This window comes from Sulfitobacter sp., from assembly GCF_039977885.1.
GTDB lineage: Bacteria > Pseudomonadota > Alphaproteobacteria > Rhodobacterales > Rhodobacteraceae > Sulfitobacter.
Genome location: NZ_JBDWCI010000008.1, coordinates 75,190 through 87,970, shown reverse-complemented (window position 1 = coordinate 87,970; position 12,781 = coordinate 75,190). Strand labels below are relative to the sequence as shown.

Genomic DNA, 12,781 nt, shown 5'->3' with positions numbered 1-12,781 from the left:
GATGTGGCGCACAAAGGCGATGACGTCGGCCCGCTATACCGAACCTACAACGCGCTACCCCCATGGCGTGCTGGGGGACACAATTGAGCATGGCACGCTAGAGCTACGCTATGATGGCGCGGGGCAGGCCTATCTAATCCGTCTGCCTGAAGAGCGGGTGTTTGAAGACACCCGTCCGCGCATTGTTGATGTGGATGCAGACGGGCTTCCTGAGGCTGTTGTGGTCGAAAGCCACCGCGATCGCGGTGCGCGGCTCGCTATCTATAACGCTGGCGGACTGGTCGCGGCCACGCCCTATATCGGGCGGCGTAACCGCTGGCTTGCTCCGGTTGCTGTTGCGGATCTGGACGGTGACGGGATGATCGAGCTTGCCTATATCGACCGGCCGCATTTGGCCAAAACACTGCGCGTCTGGCGCTTCAAGGGCGGCGATCTGCGGCCTGTGGGAGAGCTTGCCGGGCTGACCAACCACCGGATCGGCGAACGGGATATTGCAGGCGGCTTGCGTAATTGCGGGCAAGGGCCCGAAATGGTCGTGGCCCGTGCAGATTGGCAGCGCCTGATGGCAGTGCGGTTTGACGGGGGCCAGTTAGGCGCCCGCGATATCGGATCACATGAGGGGCGCGGCAGCTTTGCCCGCGCATTGGCCTGCAGATGAAATTATACGCAGCACTTCTTGCCACCGTGATCGCGGCCAACCCTGTGGCAGCGCAAGAGCAAATCACACCAGATGGTTTTCTGGACCTTGCACAGGGCCGCACGCTGAGTTTTTCAAGAATTCGTGACGGTGGATTGGTCGGGGTTGAGGAATTCCTGCGTCGCGATCTGTCGGTCTGGGCGGATGAGACGGGCCGCTGTACCTATGGCCGGATCGAAGTGCGCGGCCCATATTTATGCTTTATCTATGAGGATGCGCCGGACCCTGAGAACTGCTGGCTACCTTTTAACGATGGCGGCACGCTGCTGGTCATGGCGACACGCAGCGGCGAGGTGCAGCGCATCAGCGATATCAGCGAGGAACCGGTGATCTGCGAAGGGGCACCATTGTCCTGAAGCGGGCGCGTTACGCCCTGCTTCTATTCTTTGTCTTCGGGATTAAAGGGCGCGCCAGCCGATATCACGGCGGCAGAACCCTTCGGGCCAATCAACTGCATCAACCATCGCATAGGCACGTTCCTGCGCCTGCTTGAGGCTATCACCACGGGCTGTGACGTTCAGAACGCGACCACCGGAGGCAACGATTTTGCCCTCCCGTTCGGCGGTACCTGCGTGAAACACCATGTTGCTGCTATCAGAGGGCAGGGTGTCCAACCCTGCAATCACGCTTCCTTTGTCATAGCTGCCCGGATAGCCCGCGGCGGCCAGTACAACGGTCAGCGCGTGATCATCGGCCCAGTTCACACGCATCTCGTCCAACCGCGCCTCGGCGGCGGCGTGCAACAGGTCCAGCACCTGCGCGCCAAGGCGCATCATCAGCACCTGACACTCGGGATCGCCAAAGCGTACGTTATATTCAACCAGCCGTGGTGCCCCGTCTTTGATCATCAGGCCGGCATATAGCACGCCTTGATAGGGCATCCCGCGTTTTGCCATCTCGGCCATGCAAGGTTTGATAATCTCGTCCAACGCCCGCGTGGCAATTGCATCGCTCAGCACCGGCGCGGGGGAATAGGCACCCATACCGCCAGTATTGGGGCCGGTATCGCCGTCGCCTACACGTTTGTGATCCTGCGCCGTGCCAATGGGCAGTACGGTCTCACCGTCGCATAGAATGAAATAGGAGGCTTCTTCGCCCTCCATAAATTCCTCGATGACGACCTCAGCGCCGGCTTCGCCGAATTCACCGCCAAACATATCGTCAATCGCGGCTATGGCCTGGTCCACCGTCTCGGCGATGATGACGCCTTTGCCCGCGGCCAATCCATCGGCCTTGACCACAATTGGCGCGCCTTGCGCCTCAACATAGGCTTTGGCCGCGGCGGCATCGGTGAAATGCCCGTAGGCGGCGGTGGGCGCGTTGCAGGCGTCGCAAATCTCTTTGGTGAAGGCCTTGGACGCCTCAAGCGCTGCGGCAGCCCTGGAGGGGCCAAACACCAACACGCCTGCCTCGCGCAGACGGTCGGCAACACCCGCTGCCAAAGGGGCCTCGGGGCCGACAATGACGAAATCGATGTTATTGCGCGTGGCAAATTCCACAACTGTTGCACCATCGTTAACGTCAATGCTGGCGCAATCGGCAATCTGCGAAATGCCCGCATTGCCGGGGGCTACAATCAGCTTGTCGCATTTGGGGTTCTGCAACACGGCCCATGCCAATGCATGCTCGCGCCCGCCACCACCGAGGATCATAATATTCATGGCTCGCACTCCCTTGGCCTTTGGTTGCCTGCGTTTTATGCTGGCCGCAGCTCATGCACAAGGACGCAGCGATGGATCTGTTCGACGATGGCCCTAATGATGCCCCAACGCAGGGCAATACCCCCGAATATACTGTGGGTGAGCTGTCCGGCGCGATCAAACGCGTCATCGAGAACGAATTCGGCCACGTGCGGCTGCGTGCCGAAGTGGGGCGCGTAAGCTTGCCACGCTCGGGCCATGTCTACCTCGACCTCAAGGATGACAAGGCAGTGATGGCGGGGATCATCTGGAAAGGGGTTGCCTCCAAGCTGGCTACGCAACCCGAAGAGGGGATGGAGGTCATTGCCACAGGCCGTATCACGACCTTCCCCGGCCAGTCGAAATACCAGATCATTATCGAAGATATTCAGCCTGCCGGCATGGGCGCTCTGATGGCGGTGCTGGAAAAACGCAAGGCAGCGCTGTCCGCCGAAGGGCTGTTTGATCCTGCGCGCAAACAACCCTTGCCGTACCTGCCCGAAATCATTGGTGTTGTAACTTCGCCCTCGGGCGCTGTTATTCGCGATATCCTGCACCGGTTGCGTGACCGCTTCCCGCGCAAAGTGTTGGTCTGGCCTGTTGCCGTGCAAGGTGCCAGATGCGCACCCGAAGTCGCTCATGCCATCAAGGGTTTCAATAAGCTGACACCAGGTGGGGCCCTGCCGCGCCCCGATCTGATCATCGTCGCCCGCGGTGGCGGCTCGGTCGAGGATCTGTGGGGGTTCAACGAAGAGGCGGTCGTGCGGGCCGCAGCTGCCTCGGATATCCCGTTGATTTCCGCCGTGGGGCATGAAACGGATACGACGCTCATTGATTATGTGTCGGACAAACGCGCGCCAACACCGACAGCCGCTGCCGAGCTTGCCGTGCCGGTGCGCATTGAGCTGATGGCATGGCTTGACCAACAACACGCGCGCCTGTCCCGTGCACTTACCCAAGGCATCACCCTGCGCGGCCAACGTCTGCGCGATATGGCCCGTGCATTGCCCCGTGCCGATAGCCTGCTGGACGGCCCGCGCCAGCGCCTCGACCGTGCTAGCGACCGGCTGGCCCGTGCCCGCTCCCTCACCGAAGCGCCGCGTCTGCGGTTGGAACGTGCCGCCGCACGGCTTGATCCGGCACTTATGACGGGTGTGCAAAGGCGCAGAATGCACCTCACCGAGCTGGGCGGAGGCCTGCGCCCTGCCGCATTACGCGCCCGTCTGGCCGAAAACCAACGTCGTATCACGGCGCTTTCCACCCGATTGACCCCGGCCGTAACCCGAGAATGCCAGCTGCAGGGTGCCCGCCTCGAGCGCACCACGCGCCAGCTCTCGGATACGGCTCAACGCCAGCTGGCACAATGGCGTGCCCAGATCGACAGCGCCGAACGCTTGCGGCGCACGCTCGGCTATGAGGCAACACTGGAACGCGGCTTTGCCGTGGTCCGCAGCGGCGAGGTCCTGATTACCACTGCAGCCCAAGCAGACAATCACACCGAATATGATATCCAATTCGCCGACGGCAAAGTCAGAATGCGCCGCTAAGCCCTATTTTCTCTAGCTGAAAATACTCCGGGGGCCTTTGCCTTTGGCAAAGGTGGGGCAGCGCCCCTCCCGCAGGAAAGGCCGGTTCAAACGCCGATTTTGGGTCCAAGGCACAGCATTTCCTCGGTGCTTTCGTTCGCCTCATAAAGCGGCGTGACGGCAGGATCGTTTTCGAACCGCGCAATTAATCCGCCTGTCCCCTGTTCGAAACTCCAACATTGGGGATCGGTGCGATCCTCATAAACGAAACAGATCAGGCCATCGTCCTCATACCACTCGCCATCACGGCATTCGCCATCCAGAAATGACCAGCGGACGCGGCGGTTGGGCAGATAGATCTCGGCACCATAGGGCGTGCCCCCATTGCCATAATAAAGCGTTTTGCCGCGCGTGTAGCTGTCAAATTCCTCTGCTGTCATCAGGGATTGTGCAGCGGCGGGCAGGGCGCAAAGGCCCCAAAGGATCAGGCTCAGGGTTCTCATAACGCTGTTATGCCAGAACTTGGACTTTAGGACCAGCGTGCCCAAAGGTTTCCGATGTGCTATAAGCGCAGCTCCGCTTGCGCGTAAAGCGCGGGTGAATTGTCGTTTTTTAGCTCACCGGAGCAACCGGTATTTGCTACACAGACCAAAAGCACAAGGGGACAATGGCATGGCGCTCGATGACAAAAAGACCGGGTCGGATAAGGGCGTTTGGAAATCCGGCAAGGGTAAGGGCAGGCGCCACACCAAAGGACGCCAGCTGGAGGATACCGCTTGGAGCGAGGTTCGCGATCTATTAGGAGCCGAGCCGCGTGACCGTGATTTGCTGATCGAACACTTGCACCTGATACAGGATAAATACGGCCATCTGTCCGCGGCCCACCTTCGGGCTTTGGCCGAGGAAATGCGTATCAGCATGGCGGAAGTGTATGAGGTTGCGACCTTCTATGCGCATTTCGACGTGGTCAAGGAGGGGGAGACTCCTCCGCCTGCGCTGACCATCCGCGTGTGCGATTCGCTCAGTTGCGAGCTCGCAGGTGCGCAGGCGCTGAAATCGGCCTTGGAGGACGGGCTTGACTCTGCCGAGGTCCGCGTGCTGCGCGCGCCATGTATGGGGCGTTGCGATACCAGCCCTGTGCTGGAGCTGGACCATGCGCATATTGATAACGCGACGGTTGAAAAAGTGCAGGCGGCGATTGCTGCGGGCAATACACATGCGCATATCCCCGATTATGAAACCTATGCCAGCTACGCGGCGGCGGGCGGGTATGCTACGCTCAAGGATTTGCGCGAAAATGGCGATTGGGAGGCTGTTCAGGACACTATCGCGTCCTCTGGCCTGCGTGGTTTGGGTGGGGCGGGCTTTCCGTCCGGTAAGAAATGGGGGTTTGTGCGGGCCAATGCCGGGCCGCGCTATCTGGCTGTGAATGGCGACGAAGGGGAGCCGGGGACGTTCAAAGACCGCTATTACCTCGAGCGCACACCGCATCTTTTCCTAGAAGGGATGCTCATCGCCGCATGGGCGGTCGAAGCGCAGCGTGCCTATATCTACATGCGCGACGAATATCCTGCCGTGCTGGAAATTCTCGCCCGCGAGATTGCAGAGCTTGAAGATGCCGGCGTCGTGGCTCCGGGTTATATCGAGCTGCGGCGCGGGGCCGGAGCCTATATCTGTGGCGAAGAATCCGCGATGATCGAAAGCATCGAGGGCAAGCGCGGCATACCGCGCCACCGCCCGCCCTATGTGGCGCAAGTAGGCCTGTTTGGCCGCCCGACATTGGTGCATAACATTGAAACACTGCATTGGATTGCACGGATATGCCGCGAGGGGCCGCAGGTTATCTCGAGCGTTGAAAAGAACGGGCGCACCGGTCTGCGCAGTTATTCTGTTTCGGGACGTGTGGCAAAGCCGGGTGTCTTCCTGCTGCCTGCAGGTTCAACCATCACAGATCTTATTGAGGCTGCCGGGGGAATGGCCCCGGGCCATGTCTTTAAGGCCTATCAGCCTGGCGGCCCGTCTTCGGGGTTGCTACCGGCCAGCATGCATGACGTTCCGCTTGATTTCGACACATTGCAACCGCATGGCACCTTTATCGGTTCGGCGGCGGTTGTGATTTTGTCAGAGGCTGATCGCGCCCGCGACGCGGCGCTCAACATGCTGCGGTTCTTTGAAGATGAAAGCTGTGGCCAGTGTACGCCCTGCCGTGTTGGCTGTGAAAAAGCGGTCAAGCTGATGCAGGCCGAGCATTGGGATCAACAGCTGCTCGAAGAGCTGTCCCAGACAATGGTCGATGCGTCCATCTGTGGGCTGGGTCAGGCGGCACCTAATCCAATCCGCCTCACGATCAAGCATTTCGCAGGTGAGATTTAATGAAAGGTTAAACCTCAGGTATAGCATAAGGTTTGACTTTCTTCCTGTTGATTTGATTACTTATTCTGAACAACAAGGCAGCCGCATCCGCGGGATTTGATACTGTTGCAAAGGGTCTGAGCCCCTTGCAGAGAATTGCGCCCGATGCGGCCAAAGTAAAAGCCGCGTTTGCCTGATACGCGGTTCTTCACAAAAACAAGGTCCAGCTTTTCGTTGCGCAATTGGGCGCGACAGCTGGCGGTTTGGCGGTCGATCTTGGCCTGTGCGGCTTGCTTTGAGGTGCCAAAGCCCAGCTGTACGCCCCAGGGTTTGAGTGGTGGTGCCACCCGTTTTAACGGCGTCAGCTTGCGGTTGCGCGCCATGTCGCTGCAGGCTTGGTGAAAGGTCTTTGTCTTATCGAGGCGAAAGTCATGGTTCTGGGGCGGGGCGTCGCGCCATTGCTCGGCGGTGAGGCCGGTAATAATGGGGACGTAATTGACTGTCTCGCGGGCTAGGCCTTTGCCTTCCAGAAATCCCGCCGCGCGCCGCTCTCCTCCGTTATACCCGATTGCGGCCAGCCCTTCGTTGCCAAAGCGGCGTATCATTTCCGCGAGGTATTGCGCCGAATGATCTAACGCGTCGGCGGGATTGTACGGGTCTTTGAGGCCCCGCAGCTTTGCGGTGGAGGGTATGAATTGTGCGATCCCGCGCGCATTGGCGTGGCTAAGCGCGTTCGGGTCAAAGCGGCTTTCCTGCCAGATCAGCCGCGCAAAGAACCCGCTATCGAGCCCGTGTCGCGCCGAGAAAACTTCGATCGCGTTGCAGGTGTCATAGACAAAATGCGCCGGTCGGATGCATTGCACATGGCCCCATTTGGCGGTGCTGCAATAAGGTTCCGTTGGATCGGCCCGTAAGGCACCTGCCCAAAGTACAGATAAAAAGACAAAAAACAGCCGCATAGCCTGTTGGTGGCCGCTGTGCGCGTCCTTGTCAATCGGATGCCCTTCCATCTGAAGGCGCAAGGGGTTAGATCGGTTAGGCAATTCAAGCCGGAGACTGCACCCGTGGCGTTTTTCAAAAAGCTCAAAGACCGCATGTTCAAATCCTCGTCCAAGATCGACGAGGGGTTGGAGGCGATTGTCAGTGATGGCGGGCAGGCAGAACCAGCAGCCGGTAACACACAGGATCAGGCGCTAGAAGCTGAGCGTCAGCAGGCCGAGGCGCAAGCCGAAGCGGAAGCCGCGCAGCGCGCGGAGGCGGCAGCACAGGCCGAGGCGCATGCAAAGGCCGAAGAGGAAGCGCGCCAAGCCGCTGAAGCCCAAGCCGCCCGTGAGCGTGCACAGGCCGAGGCTGAGCGCCAGCGTGTTGAAGCCGAGGCCGCACAGGCCCAAGCCCAGACCGAAGCGGCCCGCGCCGCAGCCGAGGCACAGGCCCAAGCCGCAGCGCAGGCTGAGGCCGAGGCGGCGCGCCTGCAAAAACAAGCTGAAGCTGAGGCCGAGGCGGAACGCCTGCAAAAGCAAGCTGAAGCTGAAGCCAAGGCAGAGCAGGAAGCCGCCAAAGCCGCGCAAGAGGAAGAGCAGGCTCCGGCCGCGCCGCTTCGCACCACCTTGACGCCGGTGGGGGATCTGGATGCGCCGCAAACGTCGGAACCTGCCGCCAAGCCGGGGTTGCTGGGGCGTCTTATGGGCCGCAAATCTGCAGGGCCTGTGGTGCGCCGTGTTCTGGATGATGCCATGCTGGAGCAGCTCGAGGAGCTGTTGATCAGCTCGGATATGGGGGTGGATACAGCTCTGCGTGTTACGGCCAATATGGCTGAAGGGCGATTGGGGCGTAAGCTGTCGGTCGAAGAGATCAAAACCCTGATGAGTGATGAGGTTGCCCGCATCATGGAACCGGTGGCACGGCCTTTGCCGCTGTATGCGAAGACGCCTCAGGTTGTGCTTGTTGTCGGGGTCAACGGCTCGGGCAAGACGACGACAATCGGCAAGCTGGCCAGCCAGTTCCGCGCGGCGGGTAAGAAGGTTGTGATTGCGGCGGGCGACACGTTCCGCGCCGCTGCGGTGGAACAGTTGCAGGTCTGGGGAGAGCGTGCAGGCGTACCGGTACTGACTGCGCCGCAGGGATCGGACCCTGCCAGCCTTGCCTTTGACGCGATGGGCAAGGCGCAAGAAGACGGTGCGGATTTGCTGTTGATCGACACGGCAGGGCGTTTGCAAAACCGGGGCGACCTGATGGAGGAATTGGCCAAGATCGTGCGGGTCATTCGCAAGAAAGACCCCGACGCGCCGCATAATACGCTATTGGTGCTGGATGCCACCACGGGGCAGAACGCGCTCAATCAGGTGAAGGTTTTTCAGGAAATCTCGGATGTGTCCGGCTTGGTGATGACCAAGCTGGATGGCACTGCCAAGGGCGGTGTGCTGGTGGCGCTGGCGGATAAATTCGGCCTGCCCATCCATGCGATCGGCGTGGGCGAGCAGATTGATGATCTGCAGGCATTTGATCCGCAAGAGTTTGCAGATGCGCTTACCGGGCTGGACCGCTAGGTGCGGGCCGTATGACCGATTGGCTCATTTCGATCGAAGGGACAGCGACAGGGCATAACCTTGCGCTTTTCCTTGCCTTGCTGGCGGCGATTCTACATGCGGTGTTTGGCGCTTTGCAAAAAGGGCGGCATGATCCATGGCTGACGCGCGGTGCGATTGACGGCTCCTATTGTCTGATGGCGGCACCTTTTGCACTATTTGTGGTGCCTTGGCCCGAGCCGCATATGTGGGTCATTTTTGCGGGCGCTTGGGTGATCCACTGCCTGTACAAGCTGTTGCAAGCAGCCGCGTATACCAAAGGTGCCTATACGGTTGTCTATCCGGTGGTGCGCGGAACGGGGCCTTTGTTCACGGTAATCGGCGCTTACCTTATTTTCGGCGAAGTCTTTAGCGGTTTGCAGTGGTTCGGCGTTGCGGTTCTGATGTCGGGGATTTTTGGGCTGGCGATCTATAATATGCTCTATCTCGTGGCCGAGCGGGAGACATTGCATGTGGCCTTGGGCTTGGCCTTTGTGACAGGGTTGTTTGTGGCGCTATATACCACCTTTGACGCTTACGGCATCCGTGCAACCGGTAATCCGTTCACGTTTCTGGCGTGGTTTTTCATGATCGACGGTTTCTTGTTCCCGATTATTGCCTATCGCCGTTGGCGGGCCATGCCGGATGCGCCGGCCGTCGGGCCCCTGATGCAGCGCGGGGTCTTTGGCGGGTTGGTTGCTTTTCTCAGCTTTGGTTCGATCATGATGGCCACGCGTCTTGATAAGGTGGGCGAGGCCGCAATATTGAGAGAGACTTCAACCGTTTTTGCCGCCGTAATCGGCTGGTTGGTGCTCAAAGAGACCGTCGGACCGCGGCGGGTGGCGTTGATGGTGTTGATCGCACTTGGGGCGGTAATTGTTGAATTTGGAGGCTAGTGATGACGCAAGCACGTGAGATTAACCCGATCCTGAAACAAGTGCTGGAACTGGGGCCTACGCTGGCGTTCTTTGTTCTTTATGTTCGCATCAAGGATGATGTGTTTACCTTCGGGGGCACGGAATACAGCGGCTTTATTGTATCTGCTGTGGTGTTCATACCGATCTTGCTGGCCGCGATTGGCGCGCTTTGGCTGCTCACCGGCAAGTTGAGCCGCATGCAGGTTTTCACGGCCTTTATGGTGATCTTTTTCGGCGGGTTGACGGCATGGTTCAACGACGAGCGGTTCTTCAAGATGAAGACTTCGATCGTTTATGGTTTTCTGGCCATCATCCTCGGGATCGGTCTGGCGCGGGGGCGGTCGTGGCTTGAGTATGTGATGGCTGAAATGATGCCCATGCGCCATGAAGGCTGGATGATCCTGACAAAGCGGTTGGTCATGGTTTTTGCCGCGCTCGCCGTGGGGAACGAGATTATCTGGCGGACCATGTCCACGGATGCGTGGGTCAAGATCGAGACATTCGGATTTCCGGTGATTTTGATGGTGTTCTTGTTCTGGCAGTTCGCACAGCTGCAACCCTATGTGATCGAAGACGAGGCCGACGCCAAGTGAGCGGGATTTGCGCCAAGTGAGGGGCAATCCCCCCGTCCACTAGGCGTGTTGATCGGATGCGTTCTTGCGGTCATAGCGGGCTGTGATGGCCGCAGCTTTGCGGCGCAGGGCAAGGGACCATGAGGTGCCGGTATCAGGCGCGTGGGGCAGGGCGCAAGCCAACTGCTCAGCCGTGAGCCTCCCCTCCAGCAGCGCCGCGTTCAGGGCCATCACGCCGGGGCGCGTGTAGCTGGACCAATGGCAAACCCGCCGCGCAGGCTGTGCCAAAGGATAACCCAAGCGGGCGAGTGTTTCGAGTGTGGCAGGGCAGCTGATCTGTATCTGATGGGCCTGCGGTGCTCCAAGCCCACGGGCGATGGCACCTGTGCCGCCGATAAGGCGTTCAAAGGCCAGATCAAACAGGTAGTTTTCTCGGCTGGTGACGTGAAACAGGGTGCAATCGTGACCGGCAGGAGATTTCAGTGCATGATAGGCCAGCCCTTGATGCGCGGCTCCGTTCAAAAGCACGATCCGCCCGACATCGCCGCGCCGCAGATAAGGAAGGGCGGCCAGCGCCAATGTTGCTCCCAGCGAATGGGCAATCACATGCACAGGACCGTGGGGGCGCAGCGCGCGGATCAGCCCTGCCAGCTCCCGAGCGTGTTCGAACGCCCGCCCGTAGGCCCGCGCCAACCCTGTGCGGGCGTGCCAGCCGAAGGCAACGCACAGGGTGTCGGATCGCGTGGCCAGTGTTTGCGGCCAGCCTGCGGGGCCGAACAGGCTGGTGTGTGGGCAATGGGTCCCCATGTAGGGTGCATATTTGTACCCGTGCACCATGATCACTGTGCCCCGTGTGGCTGTACAACTGTTGGTCAGGATTGGCTTCACAGGCTGGGCCGATCCATGCAATGTGAGGCCGTGTTCAGAGCTGTTGATCCGGAGCAACGACATCGCCGGTCCTTGTACTGGATGCCGCACGCATGGCGGGATGATGACAATTTGAGGTATAGTTTCAGCATGTAACGGCCAGATGAATATCGCGTTACAGGGGCGTTCGTCCGGCTTGACCAAAAGAGGCGGATCACATAACACGCAAGGGTGGCGATTTGTTACCGGATTGCGGGCCACGTTAAATATTCTGCTAAAAGGTCAGGATGAAAGCCCCCCTTTCGCTTGGCCGCGTAAGGGTTTTTTTGTGCCCGCCGCATATGCGGAAAGACAAGTGGTTTTGCCGCCGCCGCCGTGCGGAGATACAGAGGACGAATATATGAGCAATGACTGGAAACCGGGCACCAAAGCGGTGCATGCAGGAACGCGACGCAGCCAGTATGGCGAAGTCTCCGAAGCGATTTTCCTGACGCAGGGCTTTGTCTATGACAGTGCCGAACACGCCGAACAGCGGTTTATCTCCAGCGGCGAGGATGAATTCATCTATGCGCGCTACGGCAACCCGACTGTGGCCATGTTCGAAGAACGGATTGCCGCGCTGGAGGGTGCCGAGGATGCATTTGCCACCGCGTCTGGTATGGCTGCGGTTTCTGGTGCGCTGACTTCCATGCTGAAGGCAGGGGATCATGTCGTGTCTTCGCGTGCGCTGTTCGGTTCGTGCCTTTATGTATTGGAAGAAATCCTGACCCGCTACGGCGTCGAGGTCAGCTTTGTAGACGGAACCGATCTGGCGCAATGGGAGGCGGCGATCCGTCCCGACACCAAGGCAGTATTCTTTGAGTCGATCTCGAACCCTACATTGGAAGTCATTGATATCGAAGCTGTGGCAAAGTTGGCCCATGCCCAAGGGGCGTTGGTAGTCATCGACAACGTCTTTGCCACGCCGGTCTATTCACGCGCCTTCGAACAGGGGGCCGATGTGGTGATCTATTCGGCGACCAAACATATCGACGGCCAAGGTCGCACGCTTGGCGGTGTGATCCTTGGGTCGCGCGACATCATCCGTGGCACGGTTGAACCCTACATGAAGCACACCGGCGGTTCGATGTCGCCATTTACCGCTTGGGTCATGCTCAAAGGTCTTGAAACCATGGGCCTGCGGGTCCGTGCGCAAGCGGCAAGTGCGCAAGCTGTGGCAGAGGCGCTGGAAGGTCATGACGCATTGGCGCGTGTGATCTATCCGGGTCTGGCCAGTCACAGCCAGAATGCATTGGTGCAAAAGCAGATGGGCGCGGGCGGCACTGTTCTTGCGGTTGATCTCAAAGGCGGCAAGGACGCGGCATTTGCCTTTATGAACGCGCTGCAAATCGGGGTGATCTCGAACAACCTTGGCGATGCCAAAACAATCCTGACCCATCCGGCCACCACAACGCACCAACGCCTGCCCGAAGAGCAGCGGGCGAGCCTTGGCATTACCCCTGGTTTGGTGCGGATGAGCATCGGTCTGGAAGACTCCGACGATCTGGTTCAAGACTTTCTTCAAGCGCTTGCAGCCGCAAAATAAGCCTGAACCAAAAGGGCCCGCG

The 12,781-nt window shown here is 59.5% G+C and carries 12 protein-coding genes and 1 riboswitch; of the genes, 8 read left to right on the top strand and 4 right to left on the bottom strand.

Features of this window, described 5'->3' with window-relative positions; genetic code table 11:
• Position 1: 1 nt before the first annotated feature.
• Both ABJM03_RS05030 and ABJM03_RS05025 read left to right on the top strand, forming a co-directional pair.
• Complete coding sequence (locus ABJM03_RS05030) at positions 2-658, top strand: VCBS repeat-containing protein (protein ID WP_348416612.1); 657 nt, start codon at positions 2-4, stop codon at positions 656-658.
• The gene (locus tag ABJM03_RS05025) at positions 655-1,053 is read left to right on the top strand and encodes a hypothetical protein (RefSeq protein WP_348297501.1); all 399 of its coding nucleotides are present in this window, start codon (positions 655-657) and stop codon (positions 1,051-1,053) included. Before ABJM03_RS05030 ends, ABJM03_RS05025 begins: the two co-directional genes overlap by 4 nt.
• Positions 1,054-1,095: 42 nt before the next feature.
• On the opposite strand, the gene purD is transcribed toward ABJM03_RS05025, so the two are convergent.
• On the bottom strand, positions 1,096-2,358 hold the full coding sequence (purD, locus tag ABJM03_RS05020; protein ID WP_348297500.1) for a phosphoribosylamine--glycine ligase: 1,263 nt from the start codon (positions 2,356-2,358) through the stop codon (positions 1,096-1,098).
• A 71-nt stretch (positions 2,359-2,429) separates the two neighbouring features.
• On the opposite strand from purD, the gene xseA reads away from it, so the two are divergent.
• Positions 2,430-3,923, top strand: coding sequence for an exodeoxyribonuclease VII large subunit (gene xseA / locus ABJM03_RS05015; protein WP_348416067.1), 1,494 nt, complete (start codon positions 2,430-2,432; stop codon positions 3,921-3,923).
• A gap of 86 nt (positions 3,924-4,009) precedes the next feature.
• Here the strand turns inward: xseA and ABJM03_RS05010 are convergent, their stop codons facing one another.
• Complete coding sequence (locus ABJM03_RS05010; protein ID WP_348297498.1) at positions 4,010-4,405, bottom strand: hypothetical protein; 396 nt, start codon at positions 4,403-4,405, stop codon at positions 4,010-4,012.
• Positions 4,406-4,574: 169 nt separating this feature from the next.
• Here ABJM03_RS05010 and ABJM03_RS05005 point away from each other — a divergent pair, with 169 nt between their 5' ends.
• Entirely contained in the window at positions 4,575-6,275 is a 1,701-nt protein-coding gene (locus ABJM03_RS05005; RefSeq protein ID WP_348297497.1) for an NAD(P)H-dependent oxidoreductase subunit E, read from the top strand.
• A gap of 56 nt (positions 6,276-6,331) precedes the next feature.
• Here ABJM03_RS05005 and ABJM03_RS05000 read toward each other — a convergent pair whose 3' ends face one another.
• Positions 6,332-7,213, bottom strand: coding sequence for a lytic transglycosylase domain-containing protein (locus ABJM03_RS05000; protein ID WP_348416066.1), 882 nt, complete (start codon positions 7,211-7,213; stop codon positions 6,332-6,334).
• A gap of 105 nt (positions 7,214-7,318) precedes the next feature.
• Between ABJM03_RS05000 and ftsY the strand changes: the two genes are divergently transcribed.
• From ftsY to ABJM03_RS04985, 3 genes are read left to right on the top strand one after another with little or no spacing between them, the layout of a single operon-like run.
• On the top strand, positions 7,319-8,800 hold the full coding sequence (ftsY, locus tag ABJM03_RS04995) for a signal recognition particle-docking protein FtsY (protein WP_348297495.1): 1,482 nt from the start codon (positions 7,319-7,321) through the stop codon (positions 8,798-8,800).
• 11 nt (positions 8,801-8,811) lie between these two features.
• Entirely contained in the window at positions 8,812-9,714 is a 903-nt protein-coding gene (locus ABJM03_RS04990) for a DMT family transporter (protein WP_348297494.1), read from the top strand.
• A gap of 2 nt (positions 9,715-9,716) precedes the next feature.
• On the top strand, positions 9,717-10,328 hold the full coding sequence (locus ABJM03_RS04985; RefSeq protein ID WP_348297551.1) for an inner membrane-spanning protein YciB: 612 nt from the start codon (positions 9,717-9,719) through the stop codon (positions 10,326-10,328).
• 39 nt (positions 10,329-10,367) lie between these two features.
• On the opposite strand, the gene ABJM03_RS04980 is transcribed toward ABJM03_RS04985, so the two are convergent.
• Positions 10,368-11,258: a hypothetical protein gene (locus tag ABJM03_RS04980; protein WP_348297493.1), complete on the bottom strand. Its 891-nt coding sequence runs from the start codon at positions 11,256-11,258 to the stop codon at positions 10,368-10,370.
• Between the two features lie 137 nt (positions 11,259-11,395).
• Positions 11,396-11,472, top strand: a riboswitch (SAM riboswitch).
• Between the two features lie 102 nt (positions 11,473-11,574).
• Here ABJM03_RS04980 and metZ point away from each other — a divergent pair.
• A complete protein-coding gene (gene metZ / locus ABJM03_RS04975; RefSeq protein WP_348297492.1) occupies positions 11,575-12,759 on the top strand; it encodes an O-succinylhomoserine sulfhydrylase in 1,185 nt (394 codons plus the stop codon).
• Positions 12,760-12,781 lie beyond the last annotated feature (22 nt).

Coding starts and splice junctions, on each gene's coding strand:
- ABJM03_RS04990 (WP_348297494.1), top strand. CDS start 8,812: ATGACCGATTGGCTCATTTCGATCGAAGGGACAGCGACAGGGCATAAC.
- ABJM03_RS05010 (WP_348297498.1), bottom strand. CDS start 4,405: ATGAGAACCCTGAGCCTGATCCTTTGGGGCCTTTGCGCCCTGCCCGCC.
- xseA (WP_348416067.1), top strand. CDS start 2,430: ATGGATCTGTTCGACGATGGCCCTAATGATGCCCCAACGCAGGGCAAT.
- ABJM03_RS05005 (WP_348297497.1), top strand. CDS start 4,575: ATGGCGCTCGATGACAAAAAGACCGGGTCGGATAAGGGCGTTTGGAAA.
- ABJM03_RS05030 (WP_348416612.1), top strand. CDS start 2: ATGTGGCGCACAAAGGCGATGACGTCGGCCCGCTATACCGAACCTACA.
- ABJM03_RS05025 (WP_348297501.1), top strand. CDS start 655: ATGAAATTATACGCAGCACTTCTTGCCACCGTGATCGCGGCCAACCCT.
- ABJM03_RS04980 (WP_348297493.1), bottom strand. CDS start 11,258: ATGTCGTTGCTCCGGATCAACAGCTCTGAACACGGCCTCACATTGCAT.
- purD (WP_348297500.1), bottom strand. CDS start 2,358: ATGAATATTATGATCCTCGGTGGTGGCGGGCGCGAGCATGCATTGGCA.
- metZ (WP_348297492.1), top strand. CDS start 11,575: ATGAGCAATGACTGGAAACCGGGCACCAAAGCGGTGCATGCAGGAACG.
- ABJM03_RS04985 (WP_348297551.1), top strand. CDS start 9,717: ATGACGCAAGCACGTGAGATTAACCCGATCCTGAAACAAGTGCTGGAA.
- ABJM03_RS05000 (WP_348416066.1), bottom strand. CDS start 7,213: ATGCGGCTGTTTTTTGTCTTTTTATCTGTACTTTGGGCAGGTGCCTTA.